The sequence below is a fragment of the Mesorhizobium sp. M0910 genome (assembly GCF_040319465.1).
Lineage (GTDB): Bacteria > Pseudomonadota > Alphaproteobacteria > Rhizobiales > Rhizobiaceae > Mesorhizobium.
This window is the reverse complement of the sequence record NZ_JAMYNZ010000007.1, coordinates 359555-382120: the sequence shown is the minus strand read 5'-3', so window position 1 is coordinate 382120 and position 22566 is coordinate 359555. Positions and strand designations below refer to the sequence as shown.

Annotated in this window: 24 protein-coding genes and 1 tRNA gene; 18 read left to right on the top strand and 7 right to left on the bottom strand. The window is 62.5% G+C overall.

All coding sequences use genetic code 11. The annotated features are described in order from the left end of the window. Positions 1 to 214 precede the first annotated feature (214 nt). Positions 215 to 2947: a preprotein translocase subunit SecA gene (gene secA / locus NKH78_RS20220; protein ID WP_352691017.1), complete on the top strand. Its 2733-nt coding sequence runs from the start codon at positions 215 to 217 to the stop codon at positions 2945 to 2947. 340 nt (positions 2948 to 3287) lie between these two features. Here the strand turns inward: secA and NKH78_RS20215 are convergent, their stop codons facing one another. Next, positions 3288 to 3473, bottom strand: a complete 186-nt coding sequence (locus NKH78_RS20215; protein ID WP_031194557.1) for a hypothetical protein — start codon at positions 3471 to 3473, stop codon at positions 3288 to 3290. 274 nt (positions 3474 to 3747) lie between these two features. On the opposite strand from NKH78_RS20215, the gene NKH78_RS20210 reads away from it, so the two are divergent. From NKH78_RS20210 to NKH78_RS20190, 5 genes are all read left to right on the top strand, one after another. Continuing rightward, complete coding sequence (locus tag NKH78_RS20210; protein ID WP_352691049.1) at positions 3748 to 5148, top strand: lipopolysaccharide biosynthesis protein; 1401 nt, start codon at positions 3748 to 3750, stop codon at positions 5146 to 5148. Next, on the top strand, positions 5148 to 6428 hold the full coding sequence (locus NKH78_RS20205) for a GNAT family N-acetyltransferase (RefSeq protein ID WP_352691019.1): 1281 nt from the start codon (positions 5148 to 5150) through the stop codon (positions 6426 to 6428). Before NKH78_RS20210 ends, NKH78_RS20205 begins: the two co-directional genes overlap by 1 nt. Before the next feature lie 210 nt (positions 6429 to 6638). Next, on the top strand, positions 6639 to 7247 hold the full coding sequence (locus NKH78_RS20200) for a hypothetical protein (RefSeq protein WP_352646629.1): 609 nt from the start codon (positions 6639 to 6641) through the stop codon (positions 7245 to 7247). A 210-nt stretch (positions 7248 to 7457) separates the two neighbouring features. Continuing rightward, complete coding sequence (locus NKH78_RS20195; protein WP_352691021.1) at positions 7458 to 7934, top strand: hypothetical protein; 477 nt, start codon at positions 7458 to 7460, stop codon at positions 7932 to 7934. Between the two features lie 182 nt (positions 7935 to 8116). Further along, entirely contained in the window at positions 8117 to 8323 is a 207-nt protein-coding gene (locus tag NKH78_RS20190) for a hypothetical protein (protein ID WP_023677964.1), read from the top strand. 94 nt (positions 8324 to 8417) lie between these two features. Here the strand turns inward: NKH78_RS20190 and NKH78_RS20185 are convergent, their stop codons facing one another. Both NKH78_RS20185 and NKH78_RS20180 read right to left on the bottom strand, forming a co-directional pair. Continuing rightward, a complete protein-coding gene (locus tag NKH78_RS20185) occupies positions 8418 to 9155 on the bottom strand; it encodes an SDR family NAD(P)-dependent oxidoreductase (protein ID WP_352456666.1) in 738 nt (245 codons plus the stop codon). A 148-nt stretch (positions 9156 to 9303) separates the two neighbouring features. Then, entirely contained in the window at positions 9304 to 10122 is an 819-nt protein-coding gene (locus NKH78_RS20180) for an antibiotic biosynthesis monooxygenase (protein ID WP_352691023.1), read from the bottom strand. Positions 10123 to 10272: 150 nt separating this feature from the next. Between NKH78_RS20180 and NKH78_RS20175 the strand changes: the two genes are divergently transcribed. Beyond that, the gene (locus NKH78_RS20175) at positions 10273 to 10704 is read left to right on the top strand and encodes a winged helix-turn-helix transcriptional regulator (RefSeq protein ID WP_352456668.1); all 432 of its coding nucleotides are present in this window, start codon (positions 10273 to 10275) and stop codon (positions 10702 to 10704) included. Between the two features lie 377 nt (positions 10705 to 11081). Here NKH78_RS20175 and NKH78_RS20170 read toward each other — a convergent pair. After that, positions 11082 to 11166: transfer RNA gene (locus NKH78_RS20170), tRNA-Leu, on the bottom strand. 274 nt (positions 11167 to 11440) lie between these two features. Here NKH78_RS20170 and NKH78_RS20165 point away from each other — a divergent pair. Together NKH78_RS20165 and NKH78_RS20160 are read left to right on the top strand one after the other, a co-directional pair. Next, on the top strand, positions 11441 to 12028 hold the full coding sequence (locus tag NKH78_RS20165; RefSeq protein WP_023721063.1) for a YqaA family protein: 588 nt from the start codon (positions 11441 to 11443) through the stop codon (positions 12026 to 12028). Between the two features lie 19 nt (positions 12029 to 12047). Then, the gene (locus tag NKH78_RS20160) at positions 12048 to 12566 is read left to right on the top strand and encodes a disulfide bond formation protein B (protein ID WP_352691025.1); all 519 of its coding nucleotides are present in this window, start codon (positions 12048 to 12050) and stop codon (positions 12564 to 12566) included. Between the two features lie 145 nt (positions 12567 to 12711). Here the strand turns inward: NKH78_RS20160 and NKH78_RS20155 are convergent, their stop codons facing one another. Then, positions 12712 to 13269 carry an HNH endonuclease gene (locus NKH78_RS20155; protein WP_254816681.1) on the bottom strand — a complete coding sequence of 186 codons (558 nt, stop codon included), beginning with the start codon at positions 13267 to 13269 and terminating at the stop codon, positions 12712 to 12714. Between the two features lie 129 nt (positions 13270 to 13398). Beyond that, positions 13399 to 14040 carry a DNA-3-methyladenine glycosylase family protein gene (locus NKH78_RS20150; protein WP_254816680.1) on the bottom strand — a complete coding sequence of 214 codons (642 nt, stop codon included), beginning with the start codon at positions 14038 to 14040 and terminating at the stop codon, positions 13399 to 13401. A 122-nt stretch (positions 14041 to 14162) separates the two neighbouring features. On the opposite strand from NKH78_RS20150, the gene gluQRS reads away from it, so the two are divergent. Together gluQRS and NKH78_RS20140 are read left to right on the top strand one after the other, a co-directional pair. Continuing rightward, positions 14163 to 15038: a tRNA glutamyl-Q(34) synthetase GluQRS gene (gene gluQRS / locus NKH78_RS20145; protein WP_352691027.1), complete on the top strand. Its 876-nt coding sequence runs from the start codon at positions 14163 to 14165 to the stop codon at positions 15036 to 15038. Between the two features lie 149 nt (positions 15039 to 15187). After that, the gene (locus tag NKH78_RS20140; protein WP_352691029.1) at positions 15188 to 16063 is read left to right on the top strand and encodes a DMT family transporter; all 876 of its coding nucleotides are present in this window, start codon (positions 15188 to 15190) and stop codon (positions 16061 to 16063) included. A 44-nt stretch (positions 16064 to 16107) separates the two neighbouring features. Here the strand turns inward: NKH78_RS20140 and NKH78_RS20135 are convergent, their stop codons facing one another. After that, the gene (locus tag NKH78_RS20135; RefSeq protein ID WP_254816677.1) at positions 16108 to 16959 is read right to left on the bottom strand and encodes a YihY/virulence factor BrkB family protein; all 852 of its coding nucleotides are present in this window, start codon (positions 16957 to 16959) and stop codon (positions 16108 to 16110) included. 57 nt (positions 16960 to 17016) lie between these two features. On the opposite strand from NKH78_RS20135, the gene NKH78_RS20130 reads away from it, so the two are divergent. The 7 genes from NKH78_RS20130 to NKH78_RS20100 all read left to right on the top strand — a co-directional run bounded on the left by NKH78_RS20130 (position 17017) and on the right by NKH78_RS20100 (position 22565). Continuing rightward, entirely contained in the window at positions 17017 to 17883 is an 867-nt protein-coding gene (locus NKH78_RS20130; protein ID WP_352691031.1) for an SDR family oxidoreductase, read from the top strand. A 23-nt stretch (positions 17884 to 17906) separates the two neighbouring features. Beyond that, positions 17907 to 18098 carry a twin transmembrane helix small protein gene (locus tag NKH78_RS20125; RefSeq protein WP_352505113.1) on the top strand — a complete coding sequence of 64 codons (192 nt, stop codon included), beginning with the start codon at positions 17907 to 17909 and terminating at the stop codon, positions 18096 to 18098. Between the two features lie 25 nt (positions 18099 to 18123). After that, on the top strand, positions 18124 to 18705 hold the full coding sequence (locus NKH78_RS20120) for a cob(I)yrinic acid a,c-diamide adenosyltransferase (protein ID WP_254816675.1): 582 nt from the start codon (positions 18124 to 18126) through the stop codon (positions 18703 to 18705). A gap of 22 nt (positions 18706 to 18727) precedes the next feature. Then, entirely contained in the window at positions 18728 to 19531 is an 804-nt protein-coding gene (locus tag NKH78_RS20115; protein ID WP_352691033.1) for a rhomboid family intramembrane serine protease, read from the top strand. A gap of 206 nt (positions 19532 to 19737) precedes the next feature. Next, entirely contained in the window at positions 19738 to 20487 is a 750-nt protein-coding gene (locus NKH78_RS20110) for an electron transfer flavoprotein subunit beta/FixA family protein (RefSeq protein ID WP_352883602.1), read from the top strand. 155 nt (positions 20488 to 20642) lie between these two features. Then, on the top strand, positions 20643 to 21572 hold the full coding sequence (locus NKH78_RS20105; protein ID WP_352737902.1) for an electron transfer flavoprotein subunit alpha/FixB family protein: 930 nt from the start codon (positions 20643 to 20645) through the stop codon (positions 21570 to 21572). Between the two features lie 114 nt (positions 21573 to 21686). Further along, complete coding sequence (locus NKH78_RS20100) at positions 21687 to 22565, top strand: 3-hydroxybutyryl-CoA dehydrogenase (protein WP_352476291.1); 879 nt, start codon at positions 21687 to 21689, stop codon at positions 22563 to 22565. Position 22566 lies beyond the last annotated feature (1 nt).

The window sequence follows — 22566 nt, the reverse complement described above, 5'->3', positions numbered from 1 at the left end:
GCTTCCAGACCAGCAGGATTGTGGCGGAATTTGGCGCGGTCGACAGGGCGAGCGCGGCGTTGACATCGAATGAGCCCCCTCTTATCTGTCCAACGACTTTGCGTCCAGAACCGTTTTCCGGGCGCTTTTTGCGTTTGTCCGCGTTCACGTGGATTTGATGGGGCCAGCCGGCGCCTGTCGCAACGACTTGGAATGCTATCGAAAGGGCCATTGGATGGTCAGTCTCGGCGGTCTCGCCCGTAAGGTTTTCGGCTCCTCCAACGATCGTCGGGTCAAATCGACCCGGCCCCGCGTCGAGGCGATCAATGCCATGGAAAACGAGATGCGGGCGCTCTCCGACGCCGAGCTTCAGGCCCGCACCGACAAATTCCGCCAGGACATCGCCAACGGCGCCAGCCTCGACGACCTTCTGGTGCCGGCCTTCGCTACCGTGCGCGAGGCCGCCCGCCGCGTGCTCGGCATGCGCCCGTTCGACGTGCAGCTGATCGGCGGCATGGTGCTGCACAATGGCGGTATTGCCGAGATGCGGACCGGTGAAGGCAAGACGCTGGTGGCGACGCTGCCGGTCTATCTCAACGCGCTCGCCGGCAATGGCGTCCATGTCGTCACCGTCAACGATTATCTGGCCACGCGCGACTCCGAATGGATGGGCCGCGTCTACAAATTCCTCGGCCTTAAGGTCGGCGTCATCGTCCATGGCCTGTCCGACGAGGAGCGCCGGGTCGCCTACGCCGCCGACGTCACCTACGCCACCAACAACGAGCTCGGCTTCGACTATCTGCGCGACAACATGAAATACGAGCGCGCCCAGATGGTGCAGCGCGGCCATAGCTACGCCATTGTCGACGAGGTCGATTCGATCCTGGTCGACGAAGCCCGCACGCCGCTGATCATTTCCGGTCCGCTCGAGGACCGTTCGGAAATGTACAACACCATCGATACCTTCATCGTCCAGCTGCAACCGCAGGACTACGAGATCGACGAGAAGCAGAAGACCTCGATCTTCACCGAGGAAGGCACCGAGAAGCTGGAGAACATGCTGCGCGATGCTGGCCTGCTCAAGGGCGAGTCGCTCTATGACGTCGAGAACGTCGCCATCGTTCACCACGTCAACAACGCGCTGAAGGCGCACCGGCTGTTCCAGAAGGACAAGGACTATATTGTCCGCAACGGCGAGATCGTCATCATCGACGAGTTCACCGGCCGCATGATGCCCGGCCGCCGCTATTCGGAGGGCCTGCACCAGGCGCTCGAAGCCAAGGAGCATGTGGCGATCCAGCCGGAGAACCAGACGCTCGCCTCGGTCACCTTCCAGAACTATTTCCGCCTCTACAAGAAGCTCGCCGGCATGACCGGCACGGCGCTGACCGAGGCCGAAGAATTCGCCAACATCTACAATCTCGACGTCACCGAGATCCCGACCAACCTGCCGGTCATCCGCATCGACGAAGACGACGAGGTCTACCGGACGGTCGAGGAGAAATACAAGGCGATCGTCAAGGAGATCAAGGAAGCCCGCGCCAAGGGTCAGCCGACGCTGGTCGGCACGACTTCCATCGAGAAATCCGAGCAACTGGCCGAGCGCCTGCGCAAGGAGGGTTTCAAGGATTTCGAGGTGCTGAACGCCCGCCACCACGAGCGCGAGGCGGCGATCGTCGCCCAGGCCGGCAAACCCGGCGCCATCACCATCGCCACTAACATGGCCGGCCGCGGCACCGACATCCAGCTCGGCGGCAATGCCGACATGCGCATCGCCGAGGAGCTTGGCGACATGCCAGCCGGCCCCGAGCGCGAGGCCCGGGAAAAAGAAATCCGCGACGACATCGCCCGGCTGAAGGAAAAGGCGCTCGCCGCCGGCGGCCTCTATGTGCTTGCCACCGAACGCCATGAATCGCGCCGCATCGACAACCAGTTGCGCGGCCGCTCAGGCCGTCAGGGCGATCCCGGGCGGTCAAAGTTCTTCCTGTCGCTGCAGGACGATCTGATGCGCATCTTCGGTTCCGAGCGCATGGACGGCATGCTGCAGAAGCTCGGCCTCAAGGAAGACGAGGCGATCATCCATCCATGGATCAACAAGGCGCTGGAAAAGGCGCAAAAGAAGGTCGAGGCGCGCAACTTCGACATCCGCAAGAACCTGTTGAAATATGACGACGTCTCCAACGACCAACGCAAGGTGGTGTTCGAGCAGCGCCTCGAATTGATGGACGGCGAAGGCCTATCCGAGACCATCACCGAGATGCGCGAAGGCGTCATCGAGGAGATCGTCGCCAAGAACATTCCCGAAAACGCCTATGCCGAGCAGTGGAACGTCGCCGGGCTCAAGGCCGAGATCGCCGAATTCCTCAACCTCGACCTGCCGGTAGAAGACTGGGTCAAGGAAGAAGGCATTGCCGAAGACGACATCCGCGAGCGCATCAGCCAGGCCGCCGACGCCGCCGCCAAGGAGCGCGCCGAGCGCTTCGGCCCCGACGTGATGACGTATGTCGAGCGCTCCGTGGTGCTGCAGACGCTCGACCACCTGTGGCGCGAGCACATCGTCAATCTCGACCATCTGCGCTCGGTCGTCGGCTTCCGCGGCTATGCGCAGCGGGATCCGCTGCAGGAGTACAAGAGCGAGGCGTTCGAGCTGTTCCAGGCGATGCTGGGCAATCTGCGCCAGGCGGTAACGGCGCAGCTGATGCGCGTCGAGCTGGTCCGCCAGGCGGCGGAAGCGCCGCCGCCAGAGGCGCCCGACATGTTCGGCAGCCATATCGACGGCTCGACCGGCGAGGACGATTTCGAAGGCGGCGACACGGCCGTCCTGGTCCGCCAGGAGACCAACGCCATCGTCGCCCCCGAAAACCGCGACCCGAAGAACCCGGCCACCTGGGGCAAGATCGGCCGCAACGAAGCCTGCCCCTGCGGGTCAGGCAAGAAGTACAAGCATTGCCACGGGGCGTTTGCGTAAGGCGCTGCTTTGCTTCGCCCCGTTCGCGGGGAGAAGGTGCCCAAAGGGCGGATGAGGGGCAGCGGAGGCGTTGGCAATTAGCCAATCTCCGCACCTGAGCGGGAGATGGCCGGCAGGCCAGAGGGGGCGCTCAGCCTTTTTGGCGATTTTAGGGCGACGCTCTGGCGTCATATTCTCGGTCCGCTTCGGGCCGCCTTTCGCGCCCAGCGCTTTCGCGGCAGGTCTTTACCGTCGTCAACCACGTCATCGGATTCCTCGCCTGTAGCAATACGCATGACGTGGACGGCATTGCCGATCACGTCGGCAGGACGCTTCTGGCCTTTAGGTCCGGTTGGCATTCCTAGTTCTCGGCATGGCTAAAGACGACAGCGCCGTTGTCCTTACGAACTTCAACGGACACGATTCCATCGTCACCCTTTCGGGTTTGAAACATGGAGGTTGCATGATCTTTCGCGGTCTTCTCGTCGTCGAAGATCACCTTGTCGACGATGCCCTGCCTTCCATACCAGATGACAGTGTAGACCATTGTTGCTGCCGTGCGTTCCGCTCAGCATATAGGCGTTTCGCATATGGGGCAAACGGGATAGGCGTTTCCGCGGATTTCAAACTGAGACACTCCCGAGCAGGTTGAAGGGTTGCGCGAATGATGAATATGAAGCAGCCAGCGCCGCCCCTCATCCGCCTGCCGGCACCTTCTCCCCGCATAGAGACGGGCGAAGGAAAGCCCACCCAACCGTTTCTTAATGTGTCTCCGCTACACCCAGCCCCTGTAAATTGGCGGAAAACGGAGTGTGATCGGGGTGCGCTTTTCCGCGGCGACGACAGCCGGGCGGTTCCTGCCGCAGCGCCTTGCGCTGCGCATCAGGCCGCTGCTTGGCCTGATCGATGCCGTGCTGTTCAGCGCCGGCGCGCGCGGCGAGGCCGGCCGCATGTCGCTGATCGCCTTTTCGGTCCGCATCGTCAGCGCCGTCATCGCCTTCGTCAGCCAGGTTTTGATGGCGCGCTGGATGGGCTCGTTCGAATACGGCATTTTCGTGCTCGTGTGGGTGACGATGGTCATCGTCGGCAATCTCGCCTGCCTCGGCTTCCACACCTCGATCATCCGCTTCATTCCCGAATATCGCGAGCGCGGCATGATGGCCGAACTGCGCGGCATCGTGCGGGCCAGCCGGCTGTTCGTGCTGGTTGCCTCGACGCTGATCGCCGGCCTCGGCGCGCTCGGCGTCTGGCTGCTGTCGGCCTATATCGAAAACTACTATGTCGTGCCGTTCATCCTCGGCATCATCTGCCTGCCGATGATCGCCATGTCCGACCTTCTGCAAGGGCTGGCGCGGGCCAATTCCTGGGCGCTGTTTGCGCTGTCGCCGACCTTTCTGGTGCGGCCGCTGCTGATCCTGGCGTTCATGGCGCTGATGCTGCTGGCGGGCTACGCGCCCGATGCCAGAACGGCGATCTTCGCCGCCATCGCCGCCACCTACGCCACCACGCTCGGTCAGCTCGTCGGCGTCACCTCGCGCATCGACAAAAGAATTCCGGCCGGGCCGATGAAGCTGCATTTCGGCCAATGGTTCATCGTCTCGCTGCCGATCTTCCTGGTCGAGAGCTTCTTCTTCCTGCTCACCAATGCCGACGTGCTGATGGTCGGCGCCTATCTCGATCCCAACGACGTCGCCGTCTATTTCGCCACCGTCAAGACGCTGGCGCTGGTGCATTTCGTCTATTTCGCGGTCAAGGCCGGCGTCGCCCAGCGCTATGCGCAGTTCACCCATGGCGAGCCGCAAAAGCTCGCCGCCTTCGCCCGCGAAACCGTGTCGTGGACCTTCTGGCCGTCGCTGGCGATGGCGCTGCTCGTGCTGGCCCTGGGCGAGCCGATGCTGACCCTGTTCGGCCCGGAATTTTCCGCCGGCTATCCGCTGCTGTTCCTGCTGGTGCTCGGCGTCGTCGCGCGGGCCGCCGTCGGCCCTTGCGAAAGCCTGCTCACCATGAGCGGCAACCAGAATATCTGCGCCGCCGTCTACGCCATGACGCTGGCCTTCAACATCGCGCTTAGCGTCGTGCTGATCCCGCTCTTCGGCCTGTGGGGCGCGGCGATGGCCACCGTCTTCGCCATGATCTTCGAGGCCAGCGCGCTGTCCTTCACGGTCTGGCGCAAGCTTGGCATCGTCATGGTCATTTTCGTGCCCGCCAAAGGAGCCGCCTGATGGCTGCCGTCCCCTTGCTCGAGGAAACCAGCGGCGGCCCGGCCGGCGCCATGGTGTCCGGCCTTGCCGGGCTTGCCCGCGAAGCCGATCCCGCCCATGTCGAGATCCTCGCCAACAACCGGCCCGAGCGCAAGCTTGCCATCTATCCGGCCTCCGCCGGCTTCGACCTGGTCGAGGAGCTCGACTATCTCTGTACCCGCACGATCGAGCCCAACGTCTTCTTCAATCCGCGCTTCCTGGCGCCGGCCATGCCCAGGCTCGAGGACCGCGAGGTGCGGCTGGCCGTCATCCGCGACGGTGACCAGTATCGCAACCGGCTGCGCCTGCTGGTGCCGTTCTCGGTCGAGCGACCGGTGATGCCGCTCGGCGTTCCCGTCATGCGCACCTGGTCGAGCCCGTTCGGCCCGATCGGCACGCCGTTGGTCGACCGCGACGATCCGATCGGCGTCATCGAGGATTTCTTTTCGATGCTGTCCAGGCCGCATCTCAAGCTGCCGAAGGTCTTCGTGCTGCCCGACATAAGGCTGGATGGCCCGGTGGCGAGCCTGCTCGCCAGCGTCGCCGAAACGCGCGGCCTGACGCTGGTCACCACCGGCAAGGCCGAGCGCCCGGTGCTCGAAAGCGCGCTCGATGGCGAGGAATATCTGAAAGCTTCGCTGCGCGCCCACCATTATCGCGAGTTCCGCCGCCTGAAGCGCCGCCTCGCCGACCTCGGCCGGCTGCAGCATGTCGTGGCGCGCGGGCCTGACGAGATCCGCCACGCCATCGAAAATTTCCTGACGCTGGAGGCTGCCGGCTGGAAAGGCCGCGAGCGCACCGCCATGGCCATCGACCGCTACCGCGCCGCCTTCGCCCGCGAAGCGGTGCACCGGCTGGCCGAGCAGGATCTCTGCCGCATCCATTCGCTGACGCTCGACGGCCGCACCGTCGCCTGCCTGATCGTCTTCGTCGAGGCCGGCGTCGCCTACACCTGGAAGACCGCCTATGACGAGACGCTCGCCGCCTATTCGCCGGGCACGCTGCTGATGATCGAGGTGACCAGACAGCATCTCGACGACCCCAACATCATGATGACCGATTCCTGCGCGGTGCCCGACCATCCGGTGATGAGCCGGCTGTGGAGCGAACACAGGCCGATGGGCACGCTGGTGATCGGGCTGACGCCGGATGCCGACCGCCCCGCCCGCCAGGCCGCGTCGCAGCTTCACCTCTATCGCGAGACCCGCAACATGGCGCGCCTGCTGCGCAACCGGATGAGGAGCCTGCTGCGCCGGCGCTAGTGCATGGGGTCCAAAGTGGGCCCGACCGTCCGTCTCTGCACCGTCGGCTCTCTCGGGCCTAGGTCGTCAGGGTTAATTCTCCCGATCAGCGGAAAGGATTAGCATCGACGCAGTCCCAACCGGGATGAGGCGATCAATTACGGCCGCGCGTCCAGCATCACTGCCGCCTCGGTCCTGCACGGCCAGAAGAAAAAAATCTGGGAGGAATGCATGATGAAAACAACTCACCTCAGGCGTGTCGGTATCCTCACCTTGGCAGGTCTCATTGGCGCGTGTCTGAACGCCGCCGCTCCCCGGGCGGCCGAACCCGACAAAGCCGAGATCGATGCCCTGCGTAAATCGCTGTCCAGGTATGAAGACTACAAGGTTGCCATTCGCGAGCTTTATCTATCGACGGTAGGATGCGTTTTCTACAGCGGCGAAAAGGTAGAGGGGGCGATGGACTACCCGAAGGGCGCGATGGGCATCCATTTCGTCAACGTCACGACTGTCGGCCCGACCGCGGATCCGACGCGCCCCAATGTGCTGATCTATGAGCCGGTCGGCGGCGAATTGCGCCTGGTCGGCGCGGAATGGCTCGTGCCCTTGACGCCGGACACAAAGGAGCCGCCGAAGCTCTTCGGCCAGACATTCCAGGGGCCGATGGAGGGGCATTACCCGCTCATCCCGAAGGAGTTCCACCACTACGACCTTCACGCCTGGCTGTTCAAGGACAACCCGCTCGGAATGTTCAGCCCGACGAACCCGGACGTGAAATGCGACAACTATCCGTTTCCGATGCCTGAGCAGCCGACCAAGATGGTGCCGGGGCCGATGTAATAGCGGCCGGGCTACGATCCGAGCCTACCAGGAAAGGCAGCCGGACCTCAAAGGCGTTATCCCGGAGGACGCTCCTGGGATAACGTCCAACCAAAAGCCCGTTCCCGGAACCTTCGGACTCGTTTCGCCGTTTGGCAATCACGACTCGACCCTGCCGCGGGTTGACAAAAGGCGTTCCAAGGAGCCGACCGCGAAACGACGGAGGACCAAGTGAAAAGCCTGATCCAGACAGGATTGTCCGCAGCCGTTTCGGGTACGATCGTCAGCTTCGCCACGACAGCTGCGCTGGCCCTGCTTGCAAGGCGGGAAGGCAAAGGCGCCCTGCAGCCCACGAATGCGACCAGCCACTGGCTCTACGGCGAACAGGCCGCGTCCGTGCGGCGCGGTGATGTGGCGCACACGCTCGTCGGCTATGGCACGCATCACGCTTCCTCCATCTTCTGGGCATTCCTTTTCGAACTATGGCTCGCCTCGAGGCCGCCGCGTCCGTCGCTTCTGATATTTCGCGATGCGTTGGCGGCAGCGGCCATTGCCGCGGCAACAGATTATGGCTTCGTGCCGAAGCGGTTGACGCCAGGTTGGGAGACGGTGCTGCCGAAGCGATCTATCGCGGCGACTTTTGCGGTGATGGCGATCGGTCTAGCGATGGGCGGCATGATCAACAAGGAATTGCGCCGGCAGCATTAGGGACAGGGATTTGAGACAGATGCTTCGCACGGCGCGTTCACATCATTGTGACGGGCGGATCGCCGCGCTCGTCCCATTCTGCGGCATCTCCACCTCATCGGGAACCTTTCTCAAGGGACATGGTTCCGAATGTGCGGCGAAAGCGTGCTGCTCATTCCTGCTATCGCCAAGGAGATTCGACCATGAAGCTTCGCGAGTTGTTGGACCAAGTAAAGGACCTGCCGCCGGACACCTTGGTCTGTGCCGCCGAAATCGATGAAGCCTTTGCAGTCAACGTTGTTGGCGTTGAAGCTGTCGAGAGCGCCAGAATCCAAAGCCGCAAACCGGATGGCACCGAAGCTGTCGAACTCGCCAACGGGACCGACAAAGTCATCGTGATCCGCTGGTGAAAACCGGGGAAGTTGCGTTCAACAGCATGACGTTCCGCTCCACTGTGGGACGCTGAATTGCAAATGCTGGCAGCCTATCGATGGCGGCGGTCGCCTATGGCTTGGTGGGCATGGCTTGGACGAAAGCCGCCATTTGGCGTTCGAGCGCTTTGAACGCGCTGCCGCGCCAGCTCTCGGCCATGGATGCCGATTTTGGATCAGGGAAAATTTCCTCCTCCCCTCGCGCCATGCCGTCCAGGATACCTTTCGCGACGCTCTCCGCGGAGCTCTTCGGTATATCGGCGTCTCTGCTCATGTCGGTGTCTATGGGACCGGACAGGACTGCATGAACGCTCACGCCACGAGCGCCGGCGAGAGCACGTAGCGATTGCGTCATGGAAAACGCGGCGGCCTTCGACAGTGAGTAAGACGGAATAATCGGGAAGGGAACGAGAGCCGCTTCCGACAGGATGTTGACCACGGCGCCGCGCGAATGCGTGAGCAGCGGCAGGAATGCGTGGGTTACGCCATGCACGCCGAGCAGGTTGACGGCGAGGTGTCGCTCAAGCGCGGCGCGATCGCCAAGATCGTCGTAGAGCCCGATGCCGGCGTTGTTGATGAGGATATCGAGAGACCCGATCCGCTCGACAGCCGCCCCAATCTGCACCGCATCGGTCACGTCCAGGATCAGCGGCGTGACGCGCCGATCCGCGTGGGCGAGCGGTTTGCGCGCGCCGGCATAGACGCGCTTGGCACCCCGTCTCAATATTTCCTCGACCAGCGCCTTGCCGAGGCCGCGGTTGGCTCCGGTCACGAGAACGGCTTTGTTTGTGACTTCCATCGATTTCGGCACGGCGATCTCTCCTCCTCTTGCATGAATGCAAGCCATTCGTTCTTGCATCATGCAAGTAGGCTATGGTTTTCTGTTCCACGCTTGGACGCCGTCTCCCCCGTGCATTGCTCCAGGGCAGCCGGCGCTATCGCCGGGCGAACCCTTGCAACTAGGACCCGACTTCCAATGTCGTGTAGGAGATCGGCGAAGGCCGCTCCAGGAAGGCGCCGGTGATGGCCGAAACGAAATTCTTCGCGTCCGCCGAGCGTAGAAAAGCGTCGCGCTCCTGCTTCGATGCCCAGCGCTCGACGCAGATGGTAACGTTGGGCTCTGCCTCCGAGCAAAAGACGCTATAGTCGATGCACCCGCTTTGCTTGCGGGCCGCCCCCGCTACGTCGCGCAGGGCATTCCGCACCTTGCTTTCGATGCCGGGCTTCGCCGCTGCCGTCGTCATGACGATCATCTCGGCGCCATCGCCTGCCGCCTTGCGCTCGACGGCGCCGAGGTCCTCGTTTTGCGGCACAACCGTTGGGTTGGCGTTCTCTTCGCCCTTGTTGGGTTGCCCCTTGCCCGTCGAAATCAGGTCGCGAAGACTCGCGACATAGAAGCGCCACGAGTCATGGCAGACATCGTAGCATTCTTCACTCGGCTTCAGCCCGACATGGGTGAAACGCAGTTCGGTCCCCTTATCAGTCGGCGCGATCTCGAAGACCACGTCCGTGCCGGTCCACTCGGTCGCATCCTTGACGAAGTTGAAGTAGTTCTGGACGACGTGCCAGACGACCTTCTTGCCAGGCACGAGCTCCGTGACCTTGAATGTGCCGCGGTGGATATCCTTGAAATGATAGTAGAATATCGCACCTAGCTTGTTGGTATCGCCATCGATGTCTTCCGACCACCAGGCGCGCGGATTGATAACCGCGGCAAAAACCTCTTCCGGGCTTTGCTCGACGACAAATGACGTCGTGTAATCTTCTTCCTTTTTCATGACATATCTCCTGTCTGGATCTGATTGGTTGATGGACACCCGAAATCTCGGGCGATGAAGTGGAGCGACGCTCTCTCGACCTCTGTCGCTTGCATCATGCAAGCACAATGCATACTTGCATGATGCAAGTCAATAGGGTATGTTCACTCCATGCTTGGTCGTCTCTATGAAAAACAAAACTGCTCGGCCTCACGCGCCCTGGAACTGGTCGGCGAGCGCTGGAGCCTGTTGATCCTGCGCGACGCGATATTCGGCGGCTGCACGCGCTTTTCGCAATTCCAGAAGAGCCTGGGGATCGCCACCAACATCCTGGCCAAGCGCCTCGAGGATTTCGTCGAGGCCGGCCTGATGGACCGTCGCCCGGGTGCCGCCGGCGAGCAGGCCGACTATGTCCTGACCCGGAAGGGGCTGGAATTCAAAACGGTCATTATCGCGCTGACCGAGTGGGGCGACAAATGGGTGCGGCCCGGACCCATCGTCTACTGCGACCAATCCGACGGCAAGCCGGTCGAGGTGCAATTGCGTCGCGCCGGCAATGGCAAGCGGGCCGACTTCGCCGACGTCGTGGCGGCCCTGCGCTAGGCACGGCGGCGGCTCCGGCCCGCAGCACGATCCAAGACGAAGCTGTTTCGCATCGTGCCATAATGTTACCGCATATCTCACCTCCCGAGGTTGCATCTGTGGGCCGGGTCTGGTGGGTAGTTCGCGGGAGGAAACATGTCTGTCGGGCAGCGATCGACTTTGCGGCAACGTCTTTTTGCGGGACCGCGGCACGCCTGATCGCGTGCGGTGAGGAACGCCAGATTGCGCTTGGGGCTGGTCCGCGCACCGTTCAGCGGAAGCTTGGGCAGCTTGCGGCAACAGGCAAGACGCAACCATTCGGTGGCCGTCGAGGGCGTCGCGGACGATCCCACCCACGCCATTAGGTTTAATAAGAAGCCGCGTCGGAATTTAAAAAGTGGTGCCCCTAGCCGGGATCGAACCAGCACTCCTTGCGGAACTCGATTTTGAGTCGAGCGCGTCTACCAATTCCGCCATAGGGGCTCAGGCCGGGCGGCCTGGATGGGCGCGGACTATACGGTTGGAGGCCTGTTCGTCAACTGGCCAAATCCCGACATCTGGGCTCGCTCAAGCCTCAGCCTTTCGATTTCGTGAAGCAGCTGCCATTGTGCAGCGCGGAAAATCTTTCTAGACAGGCGGCGCATGTCATTGAAGCGCACCTTGTCCGACGAGGTTGATGCGGGGCGCTTCCAAGTCTTGTTTGTACATGTCGTGATCCCAAGACCACTTCTGGTTTGGGCGTGCATTAGGAGTGCCGATGCTTCGCGGACTTTACGACTGGACCTTGTCGCTGGCGGCGAGCAAATCCGCCGAATGGTGGCTGGCCTTCATCGCCTTCGTCGAGAGCTCGGTGTTCCTGGTGCCGGCCGACGTCCTCTATCTGCCGATGGCGCTGTCGCGGCCGGATCGCGCCTATCGTTACGCGCTGGTCGCCACCGTCGCCTCGGTGCTGGGCGGCATCGCCGGCTGGTTCATCGGCCATTATGCCTATGATGCGGTGGCGCGGCCGATCCTCGAATTTTATGGCAAATATGACGAGTTCGAGGCGATGCGCGTCTCATCGGGTGTCGGCTTCATCATCCTGATGCTGGTCACCTCCGGCCTCGCCCATCTGCCGCCGATCAAGGTTGTGACGATCCTGTCGGGCGTCATCGGTGTTCCTTTGCTGCTGTTCATCGTGCTGGCAATCGTGGCGCGCGGTGCTCGCTTCCTGTTTCTCGCGTGGCTGTTGCGCCGCTATGGCGAGCCGATCCGCCACTTCATCGAAAAGCGCCTTGGCCAGATTGCGGGCGCCGGCGCCGCTGCCCTGATTTTGCTCTATATCGTCGTCAAATACGCCGTCTGAACCGAACGGACTGAGCCCGATGACAGCGACCGTGAATGCCGATACCGGACGCCAGCGGCTGCGCACCGCCCTGTTTCTCGCCGTCGCCATGACCGCCACGGTCGGCTCGGCGCTGGCCTTCCAGTATCTCGGCGGCTACATCCCCTGCAAGCTCTGCCTCGAGCAGCGCACGCCTTACTACGTCGGCGTGCCCTTGATGCTGCTGGCGGTGCTTGCGTCGGCGCTTCGGGCGCCAGCCTGGGTAAGCCGTGGCCTGCTAGCCATTGGCGGCCTGCTGATGCTCTACGGCGTCTATCTCGGCGTTTATCACTCCGGCGTCGAATGGGGGTGGTGGCCGGGCCCGACCGATTGCAGCGCAGCCGCCGGGCCGGTGGACACCGGCGGCAAGGGCGTGCTCGACGCGCTCGACAAATTCGTCCCGCCTTCCTGCGACAAGGCGGCGGTTCGCATCCTCGGCCTGTCGCTGGCGGGCTGGAATGCCATCGCCAGCTTTGTCCTCGCCGCCGTCGCGTTCCGCGGCGCCTTTGCCCGCGACTGAGTGGCACAACGCAGAATTCGTTCAGAAATTCGTCAGGCCGGAGTGCACTACCACGCCACGACCGCTCATGAATGCTTCGGCCGGCGAAGGCCGGAAGCGCAGAAAGCTGCGTCAGGCGACCGGCATGGCGGATCTCTGCCGAACTCTATGGTTCGAGTTCGACATCCCAGTACAGATAATCCATCCAGCTTTGGTGCAGATGGTTGGGCGGGAACAGCCGGCCGTTATTATGCAAATCATGCACCGTCGGCTGGTAGGGCTTCTGCAGCGGCCACATCTTGGCGTGGGCCGGCATCATGCCGCCCTTCCTCAGATTGCAGGGGGAACAGGCAGCGACGACATTCTCCCAGGTCGTGGCGCCGCCGCGATGGCGCGGAATGACATGGTCGAACGTCAGATCGTCCGGTGTGCCGCAATATTGGCACTGGAAACGGTCGCGCAGGAAGACGTTGAAACGGGTAAACGCCGGATGCCTCGACGGCTTCACGTAAGCCTTCAGGCTGACGACGCTCGGCAGCTTCATCGAAAAGGTCGGCGAAGAGACGGCGTGTTCGTATTCGGCGACGATGTTCACCCTCTCGAGGAACACCGCCTTGATGGCATCCTGCCAGGACCAGAGCGACAGGGGATAATAGCTGAGCGGACGGTAATCCGCATTCAGCACCAGCGCTGGAAGCCCATCCGGAGATACGGCAACCGTCACGTCGTTGACCTCCTTCACCCTAGAACCGGTCGACGCGGATACTGTAAGCCCGACATGACAGGGATGTGAAGCGGATTGTCGATCATGCCGGGTCTCAAAAACGCATGATTTCAATGCTTTTTTGCGGATTCAGGCCGGAGGCGCGGCATCCCTGCCCTTCAATTCGCGATAATAAGCCCAGAAAAGCCGCGATGCGACACCGCGCCACGGGCTCCATGATTCGGCAAGCCGGATCAGCATTTTCTCCGGCGGACGCGGGTCGATGCCGAGCGCATGGCCGACCGCGCTCTGCAATGCAACGTCGCGCGCCGGAAAGATGTCCGGGTGTCCGGCGGCAAACAAAAGGTAGACTTCAGCCGTCCACGGGCCGATGCCCGGCACCCTGGTCATGGCCGCGATAGCCTCGCTTGCATCGAGCCGGCAGAGGTGATCGAGGTCGAGCCCGTCGGCCACCGCCTGGGCGACGGCAATCAGTCCGCGCTGCTTGGGCCGCGATAGTCCCGCGTTGCGAAAGATCGCCTCATCGGCGGCAAGGATCGCCTGCGGCGTCAGCGGATCGAGCAGTTCCGTCAGGCGGCCGAAGATGGCATCGGCGCTCGCGCGGGACACTTGTTGCGAAACGACGATGGAAGCAAGGCTCCTGAACCCCGGCTCCGACAGCCTGAGCGGCACCTCGCCGGCCATGCCGCGCACTTTTTCCAGGCGTGGGTCGAGCAAGCATAGCCTATCCAGCCCTTGCGCAATGTCGTCGAGGCTGGCGATGCGTTGCATGTCTGCTTATTCCAAAATCAAAAGTGCCGCACGTTCGTCACGTGTCCCTCTGGACGCACGACGCTGCCGGCGCAAAGTAGCAATTGGCGAAAGCGCCGCACAACCCGATTGCCCGCCGGACAATGACACTGCTGACATTCCGCTTCGCGCCGAGCCCGAACGGCGAACTGCATCTCGGCCATGCCTATTCGGCGCTGCTCAATCAGAAATTGGCAAAGGCGGTGGGCGGACGCTTGCTGCTGCGCATCGAGGACATCGACACGACGCGCTGCACGCCGGAATTCGAGGCAGGCATTTTTCGCGATCTGAAATGGCTGGGGCTTGGCTGGGAGGAGCCGGTGCGCCGCCAGTCCGAGCATTTTGCCGAATATCGGGCGATGCTCGAGCGGCTGATCGAAGCGGAGCTTGTCTATCCGGCCTTCATGAGCAGAAGTGAGATCCGCGCCTTCATCGCCGACAGCGAAAAGCGCGGCCGCGACTGGCCGCGCGACCCGGACGGCGTGCCGCTCTATCCCGCCGCCGACAAGGCGCTGCCGCCGAGCGAACGCAAACGGCGCATCGCTGAAAATGTGCCATTTGCCTGGCGGTTGAACATCGATGCGGCAATAGAGCGCGCCGGCAAGGACCTGTCATGGGCCGAATACACGGACGAGACGCTCTCCGCCGCGCGTCGTGTCGAAGCCCATCCGCAGGAGTGGGGCGATGTGGTCGTGGCGCGCCGCGAAATCCCGACCAGCTATCACCTCGCCGTCACCGTGGATGACGCGCTGCAGGGCGTCAGCCATGTCGTGCGCGGCCAGGATCTTTATTCCGCGACCAGCGTGCAGCGGCTGCTTCAGCAGCTGCTTGGCCTGCCGCAGCCGGCCTATTTTCACCATCGCCTGATCCTCGGCCCGGACGGACGAAAACTCTCGAAGAGTCTTGGCGATACCAGCCTTGCCGCCCAGCGTGCGGCGGGCGCCTCGCCCGACGATGTTAGGCGGCTGGTCGGTCTCTAGCTAGACCGGCGAGCTGACGGCCATCAATGGCGCTCCTTCAATTCAAATGACTCTATGGATCAACCGTTTGGTTTTGCTTGCCGGCCCGAACGGCATTAAGCAGTCGCCGCAGTCGATCCCTCACCCGAATTCACCGCGGCCTCCTGAAAATGCACAGCCTCAAGCGGTTCATCCCCGCCTCTTTCGTCGTCCTGTGGGCGACCGGCTTCATCGGCGCGCGCTATGCCATGCCGTGGGCGGAGCCCTTTACTTTCCTGGCCGCGCGCTTTGTCCTGGCCGCAATCCTGCTTGTCGCTTTGATGGCCGCACTTGGTTCGAGCCGCGCCACCCGCGACGAGGCGCTGCACGCGACCGGCGCCGGCATCCTGATGCATGGGGTCTATCTCGGCGGCGTGTTCTGGGCCATCCACCGGGGCATGCCCGCTGGGCTTTCAGCCTTGATCGTCGGCCTGCAGCCGCTGATCACGGCAGTGCTCGCCGGTCGGCTTCTGGGCGAGGCCATCCTGCCGCGCCACTGGGCCGGTCTCGGCCTCGGGTTGATCGGCGTGGTGATCGTGCTCTGGCCGAAGCTCGGCGCGCTCGGCGGCGGGGTGACGGCCGAAACATTGGGCGCCTCGCTGGTCTCCGTGCTCGGCATGAGCGCCGGCACGATCTGGCAGAAGCGCTTCGCCTCCGGCGGTGATCTGGTGGCTGCCACGTTCTGGCAATATGTCGGCGGCGCATCGGTGATGGTCTTGGCCTCGCTCGCCTTCGAGACCCGAACGGTCATCGTCAACGGCGAACTGATTTTCGCCATGGCCTGGCTCGTGCTGGTGCTATCGATCGGCGCCATCTTCCTGTTGATGGTGATGATCCGCGACGGCGAGATATCGAAGGTCGCCTCGCTGTTTTACCTCGTGCCGGCCGTCACCGCGGTTATCGCCTGGGCGTTGTTCGGTGAGCAATTGAGCCCGCTCCAGATCGCCGGCATGGCGATCGCGACGCTCGGCGTCGGGCTGGCGACCGCTCAGCCGCCAAAAGCATGATCCCAAAAAGTGGGAACCGGTTTTCGGAAAAGATCATGCTTAACTCAGCCGACTCTCGCACGCGCCTCTAAATAGCGGCTGATCGCAGCGTTGAGCTCGCCACCGAGGATGAAAATCGCCGAGACGATATAGAGGAATACGACGGCGATCATAATCGAGGCGAGGCCGGCATAGGTCGTCACATAGGACGAGAAATGATCGAGATAGGCGGCGAAGATGGTCGATCCGATAAGCCAGCCGATCAGCGTGAAGATGATGCCCGGCACGATGGAGACGAAGCGGCGCTTGCCGGCCGGCAACCAGAAATGCACGGCGAACAGGCCGCCGATGATGACGACCGAGGCGATGACGTAACGCCACAGCGTGATCGTGCCCATATAGGGTTTTATCCATTCGAAATGCGACTCGGCCAGCCGGGCCAGCAATGGCGCGAAGACCAGCAGCACGCTGATCGCCAAAAACCCCGCCGTCGCGATCAGCACGAAGATGATACTCTGCACCCGCCGGTAGATGATGCCCCGCGTTTCCGAGACACGATAGGCACGGTTGAGCGAAGTCCGCAGCGCCTCGATGCCGTTCGAGGCGAAGTATCCGGCAAGCACGATACCGTACGTCAACAGGTCGCTGCGCCTAACGGTAAGCACGTTGAGCACTTCGCGCGCGATTGGTTTGGCGATCTGCTCGGGCCATGTGTCGAACACAAGGTGCACGGCGGTGTCGGCGAAAGCCTGCGCGCCGAAAAAACTCGCCAGCGTCGTAGCGAAGATCAGGAAAGGAAAAAGCGCCATCAGCGCGGTGATCGCCAGATGGCTGGCCATTGCCCAGCCGTCGTCGGTGTTGAAATGGCCGAGCGCGTCATAGAGGACGCGTTTAAGGGCTACGATCTTCCGCAACAAGAACCGCGTTCCCTTCGATTGTCCGGACGCCGCGAATATGGGAAGGGTTTGCAGTAAATGACAACCCTAGGTCAAACCACCATTCCTCCCGGAAAAGAGTTGCGCACCATCATTGTCACAGGTGCCTCTTCCGGTATAGGCGCCTATTGCGCCCATGCTCTTAAGAAGGAAGGCTGGCGGGTGTTCGCAACGGCCCGAAAGCCCGAGGATATCGCCGCGCTCGAGGCCGACGGCATTGAGGCCTTCTATCTGGACTATACCGAGCCCGGATCGATCGAGGCGCTGGTGACGTCGGTGCTGGAACGGACCGGCGGCCGGCTCGATGCGCTCTTCAACAACGGCGCCTACGGACAGCCCGGCGCCGTCGAGGACCTGCCGGTCGAGGCTTTGCGGCAGCAGTTCGAGGCCAATGTCTTTGGCTGGCATGATCTCACTCGCCGCGTCGTACCGGTGATGCGCCGCCAGGGCCATGGTCGTCTCGTTCATTGCTCATCGATCCTCGGCCTCGCGCCGGTGCCTTTTCGCGGCGCCTACTCGGCATCGAAGCACGCTATCGAAGGGCTGATGCTGTCCCTCTATCAAGAACTCCGGGGTAGCGGCATCCATGTTTCGCTGATCGAGCCGGGGCCGGTAAAATCGAAGATCGCCAGCAACAGCCTCGCGTGGTTCCTGGCGAATATCGATCACGAGAATTCCGTTCATCGCCTCGCCTATGCGGCGCAACTCAAACGGCTGCGGGCCGGCGGCAGCACATCGCGGCTGAAGCCCGGGCCGGAGGTGGTTTATGCCGCCTTGCACCATGCGCTTCTGTCGCGGCGCCCGCGCCCGCATTATGTGGTAACAGTGCCGGCCAGGATCGGCGCGATCCTTAAACGCATCCTGCCGGCATCTGCACTCTACCGTCTGCTCGCCAAACGCGCCTGAACGCAATCCAACTGGAACACACCATGGCAACCGTCTTCAACATCCTCGCCGTTCTTGTCATGGTCGCAGTGGTGATCGTGCTGATGCGCGGCCTCATCAACATGATGCGCGGCGGCTCCAGCATGACCTCCAACAAGCTGATGCAGACGCGCGTGCTCCTGCAGTTCGTGGCCTTGGTGCTGATCATGCTGGCGGTGTATTTCACCCGTAAGTGACGCAGCACCAGTCGGGAGGTACCCCGTGGTCAAGCTCAACAAGATCTACACCCGCACTGGCGACGACGGCACCACCGGTCTCGGCTCCGGCGAGCGGCGGCTGAAATCCGACCTTCGGATCGACGCCTACGGCACGGTCGACGAGGCCAATGCCTGCATCGGCATGGCCCGCATCCATACAGCGGCAGTAAATCCGGCGATCGATGCGATGCTCGGCCGCATCCAGAACGATCTTTTCGATCTCGGCGCCGATCTGGCAGTCCCCGATAATGGCAAGCCGCTGGACTACGAGCCGCTGCGCATCGTAGCCTCGCAGACCGACCGCGTCGAACAGGACATCGACCTCCTCAACAAAAATCTGCAGCCGCTCAAATCCTTCGTGCTCAATGGCGGCACGCCGGCCGCCGCCGCCCTTCACCTCGCCCGCACGGTCGCGCGCCGCGCCGAGCGCATCATGGTGGCGCTGTCGCAAGACCCAAACGAGCCCGTCAACCGCGAGGCAATAAGGTACATCAACCGCGTCTCGGACTTCCTGTTCGTTGCCGCGCGCGCGGTCAATGACAACGGAAACGCCGACGTGCTATGGGTTCCTGGCAAGAACCGCTGAAATCCGCCGAGTTGGGGACCCGATGTTCATCCCGCTTTACGACACCAACAGGCTGCGGCACATCAAGCTGCAATATGTGACCATCGGCCTGATCGCGCTCAATGTGTTGATCTACCTTGTCACCACGCTTGGCGGTGAGGACTTCTCCAACGCCGCGGTGCTGGGCCTCGGCTTCATCCCGTCGGTCGTGCATGACAGCGTCGAGCTCGATCCGCAATTCGTCGTCATTCCCGAGAGCCTGAGCTACCTGACTTATTCCTTCCTGCACGCGGATATCTTCCACCTCGGCGGCAACATGCTTTTCTTGTGGGTATTCGGCGACAATGTCGAGGATGCACTCGGCCACATCCGCTACCTCATCTTCTACCTGCTTTGCGCCATTGCCGGCGCTTTCTTCCAGGGTCTGGTGGCCTGGGATTCGCAAGTGCCGCTGATCGGCGCGTCGGGCGCCATCGCCGGTGTCGTCGCTGCCTATCTGATCCTTTATCCGCGCGTGAAGGTGTGGGTGCTGGCCTTCGCCCGCATCCCGTTGCGTATCCCGGCTTTCATCCCGCTCATCCTGTGGATCCTGTTCCAGATCTTCATGTTTGCCCAGGGAGGCGAGGATCAGGTCTCCTGGGCCTGCCATATCGGCGGCATCATCGCCGGAGCCGTGCTGGTGCTTGTCTTGCGCAGCCGCGGCGTGCCGCTGCTCGCCGCTGCGGATGAAGAGACTGTGGTGGTCGCCGGCCATGTGCCCGTTGCCGTAGAGCCGGCGCCAAGCGAACCACAACCTGCGCAGCAGGCGCCGCGCTGGGGCCGGGGAAGCGTTTCCGGTCCGGACTGAACTGATTTGAGTGCTTCGCCGAGGATCCGAGTGCGCCCGGATATTGACGCGCGGGGTCGCCGCAACTACGCAAGCGCCACCCTACTGGCGCGCCGAAGACCAGAATTCCGTCCGGAATGTCGGCTTTCGACAACTCTGAAGAGGTGCACGCTGCTATAGCGCGTCCGACGAGCGTGAGAGACTATCGTGAAAGAGGTGACAGGCAAATGAAGATCCTTGTGCCCGTGAAGCGGGTTGTGGATGCGAACGTCAAGGTCCGGGTGAAAGCGGACGGTTCGGCGGTGGAACTCGCCAACGTCAAGATGGCGATGAACCCGTTCGACGAGATCGCGGTGGAAGAGGCGATCCGGCTGAAGGAAGCTGGTAAGGCCGAAGAGATCATCGTCGTGTCGATCGGGCCGCAGCAGGCACAGGAGACCTTGCGCACGGCGCTCGCCATGGGCGCCGACCGCGCCATCCTGGTCAAGACCGACGAGCAGACTGAGCCGCTGGGCGTCGCCAAGGTGCTGAAGGGCGTCGTCGAGGCAGAACAGCCCGGCCTTGTCATTCTCGGCAAGCAGGCGATCGACGACGATTCCAACCAGACCGGCCAGATGCTGGCCGCACTTCTCGGCTGGGCGCAGGGCACCTTCGCATCCAAGATCGTGCTCGACGGTGACAAGGCCACGGTGACGCGCGAGGTCGATGGCGGCCTGCAGACGCTGGAACTGAAGATGCCCGCAATCGTCACCGCCGATTTGCGGCTGAACCAGCCACGCTACGCGTCGCTGCCCAACATCATGAAGGCCAAGAAGAAGCCGCTCGACGAGAAGAGCCCTGCCGACTACGGCGCCGACGTCAAGCCGCGGCTGAAGGTGATCAAAACCGAGGAGCCGGGCGGCCGCAAGGCGGGCGTCAAGGTCAAGACCGTCGCCGAACTGGTCGACAAGCTGAAGAACGAAGCCGGCGTGCTCTAAGGAATTCCGATGAGGCCGGCCGGCAAACGGCCGGTGTCTCCGCTTCCGGCGCCCACGTACTGAAGTACGCTCCGCTCCGGTTCTCGAAACCAACCGTTTTCGACTCGGCCTGACCGGATTTCAGGAGCCTCGAAGACGAAAGTCAGGAAAACATCATGGCTATTCTTCTGATTGCCGAACACGACAACGCTGCGCTTTCCGACCAGACCGCCAAGGCGCTTTCGGCGGCGCTGCAGATCGGTTCGGACGTGCATGTGCTGGTTGCCGGTAAAGATGCCAAGCCGGCAGCGGACGCAGCCGCCAAGCTCAAGGGCGTTACCAAGGTGCTGCTCGCCGACGCTGACGAACTGACCGAGCGTCTCGCCGAACCGCTGGCGGCACTCGTCGTTTCGCTTGCTGAGCCATACGAGACAATCATCGCGCCGGCGACCTCGTCGGGCAAGAATGTCGCGCCCCGCGTGGCGGCGCTGCTCGATGTCGCCCAGATATCGGAAATCATCGAAGTCTTGTCGCCCGACACCTTCAAGCGGCCGATCTATGCCGGCAACGCCATCCAGACGGTGCAGTCGAGTGACGCCAAGAAGGTCATCACGGTGCGCACCGCTTCCTTCCAGGCAGCACCCGAGGGTGGTTCCGCGCCGGTCGAGACGGTTCAGGCGGCGGCCAATCCCGGCCTGTCGAGCTTTGTCGAGAACAAGCTCTCCGAGACCGACCGTCCAGAGCTGACCTCGGCCAAGATCATCATCTCGGGTGGCCGTGCGCTGGGCTCCTCCGAAAAGTTCCAGGAGGTCATCCTGCCGGTCGCCGACAAGCTCGGTGCGGCGGTTGGCGCATCTCGCGCCGCCGTCGATGCCGGCTATGCGCCGAACGACTGGCAGGTCGGCCAGACCGGCAAGGTTGTAGCGCCCGACCTTTATATTGCCGTCGGCATCTCCGGTGCCATCCAGCACCTTGCCGGCATGAAGGATTCGAAGGTGATCGTTGCCATCAACAAGGACGAGGAGGCGCCGATCTTCCAGGTCGCCGACTACGGTCTCGTCGGCGATCTCTTCGTCATTCTGCCGGAACTGCAAAAGGCGCTTTGACGCCTTCTGCCAAAGCGTATTAAATTCCGAGGGGTGGGGTAGACGAAGTCGCCCCGCCCTTTTAGTTTGCACTGCACAAAAAACGGGCCGCAAAGGCCTCGACGGGATCGGGTAATGAGCAAGATCGAGACGATCGGCATCATCGGCGCGGGCCAGATGGGCGGCGGCATCGCCCATGTGTCGGCGCTGGCGGGCTATAAGGTGCTGGTTTACGATATTTCGCCCGACCGCATCGAAAAGGGCATCGCTACGATCAGCGGCAACATGGCCCGTCAGGTCGGCTCCGGCAAACTCGAGGAAACGCTGCGCAATGAAGCGATGGCGCGCATTTCGGCGGCGCCGGCCATGGCCGACCTTGCGGGCGCCGATCTGGTGATCGAAGCAGCGACCGAGGACGAGACGGTCAAACGCAAGATTTATGCCCAGCTCTGCCCGCAGCTCAACCCCGAGGCCATCCTGGCGACGAACACGTCATCGATCTCGATCACACGGCTGGCTTCGCAGACCGACCGGCCGGAACGCTTCATCGGCATACATTTCATGAATCCCGTTCCGGTGATGAAGCTGGTCGAACTGGTGCGCGGCATCGCCACCGAGGACCAGACCTTCGAGGCGGCAAAAACCTATGTGAAGCAGCTCGACAAGACGATCACCGTCTCGGAGGATTTCCCGGCCTTCATCGTCAACCGCATCCTGCTGCCGATGATCAACGAGGCGATCTACACGCTCTATGAAGGTGTCGGCTCGGTCGACGCCATCGATACCGCCATGAAGCTCGGCGCCAACCATCCGATGGGGCCGCTGCAGCTTGCCGATTTCATCGGGCTCGATACCTGCCTGTCGATCATGCAGGTGCTGCATGACGGACTGTCGGATTCGAAATACCGCCCCTGCCCGCTGCTGGTCAAATATGTCGAGGCCGGCTGGCTCGGACGCAAGACCGGGCGCGGCTTTTACGACTATCGCGGCGAGCATCCCGTTCCGACACGCTGAT

Bases quoted from the DNA above. Each gene is read 5' to 3' on its own strand.
- NKH78_RS20105 (WP_352737902.1), top strand. From the start codon at position 20,643: ATGGCTATTCTTCTGATTGCCGAACACGACAACGCTGCGCTTTCCGAC.
- NKH78_RS20115 (WP_352691033.1), top strand. From the start codon at position 18,728: ATGTTCATCCCGCTTTACGACACCAACAGGCTGCGGCACATCAAGCTG.
- NKH78_RS20190 (WP_023677964.1), top strand. From the start codon at position 8,117: ATGAAGCTTCGCGAGTTGTTGGACCAAGTAAAGGACCTGCCGCCGGAC.
- NKH78_RS20180 (WP_352691023.1), bottom strand. From the start codon at position 10,122: ATGAAAAAGGAAGAAGATTACACGACGTCATTTGTCGTCGAGCAAAGC.
- NKH78_RS20100 (WP_352476291.1), top strand. From the start codon at position 21,687: ATGAGCAAGATCGAGACGATCGGCATCATCGGCGCGGGCCAGATGGGC.
- NKH78_RS20150 (WP_254816680.1), bottom strand. From the start codon at position 14,040: ATGCAACGCATCGCCAGCCTCGACGACATTGCGCAAGGGCTGGATAGG.
- NKH78_RS20215 (WP_031194557.1), bottom strand. From the start codon at position 3,473: ATGGTCTACACTGTCATCTGGTATGGAAGGCAGGGCATCGTCGACAAG.
- NKH78_RS20160 (WP_352691025.1), top strand. From the start codon at position 12,048: ATGACAGCGACCGTGAATGCCGATACCGGACGCCAGCGGCTGCGCACC.
- NKH78_RS20110 (WP_352883602.1), top strand. From the start codon at position 19,738: ATGAAGATCCTTGTGCCCGTGAAGCGGGTTGTGGATGCGAACGTCAAG.
- NKH78_RS20200 (WP_352646629.1), top strand. From the start codon at position 6,639: ATGATGAAAACAACTCACCTCAGGCGTGTCGGTATCCTCACCTTGGCA.
- gluQRS (WP_352691027.1), top strand. From the start codon at position 14,163: ATGACACTGCTGACATTCCGCTTCGCGCCGAGCCCGAACGGCGAACTG.
- NKH78_RS20205 (WP_352691019.1), top strand. From the start codon at position 5,148: ATGGCTGCCGTCCCCTTGCTCGAGGAAACCAGCGGCGGCCCGGCCGGC.
- NKH78_RS20125 (WP_352505113.1), top strand. From the start codon at position 17,907: ATGGCAACCGTCTTCAACATCCTCGCCGTTCTTGTCATGGTCGCAGTG.
- NKH78_RS20165 (WP_023721063.1), top strand. From the start codon at position 11,441: ATGCTTCGCGGACTTTACGACTGGACCTTGTCGCTGGCGGCGAGCAAA.
- NKH78_RS20140 (WP_352691029.1), top strand. From the start codon at position 15,188: ATGCACAGCCTCAAGCGGTTCATCCCCGCCTCTTTCGTCGTCCTGTGG.
- NKH78_RS20130 (WP_352691031.1), top strand. From the start codon at position 17,017: ATGACAACCCTAGGTCAAACCACCATTCCTCCCGGAAAAGAGTTGCGC.
- secA (WP_352691017.1), top strand. From the start codon at position 215: ATGGTCAGTCTCGGCGGTCTCGCCCGTAAGGTTTTCGGCTCCTCCAAC.
- NKH78_RS20175 (WP_352456668.1), top strand. From the start codon at position 10,273: ATGCTTGGTCGTCTCTATGAAAAACAAAACTGCTCGGCCTCACGCGCC.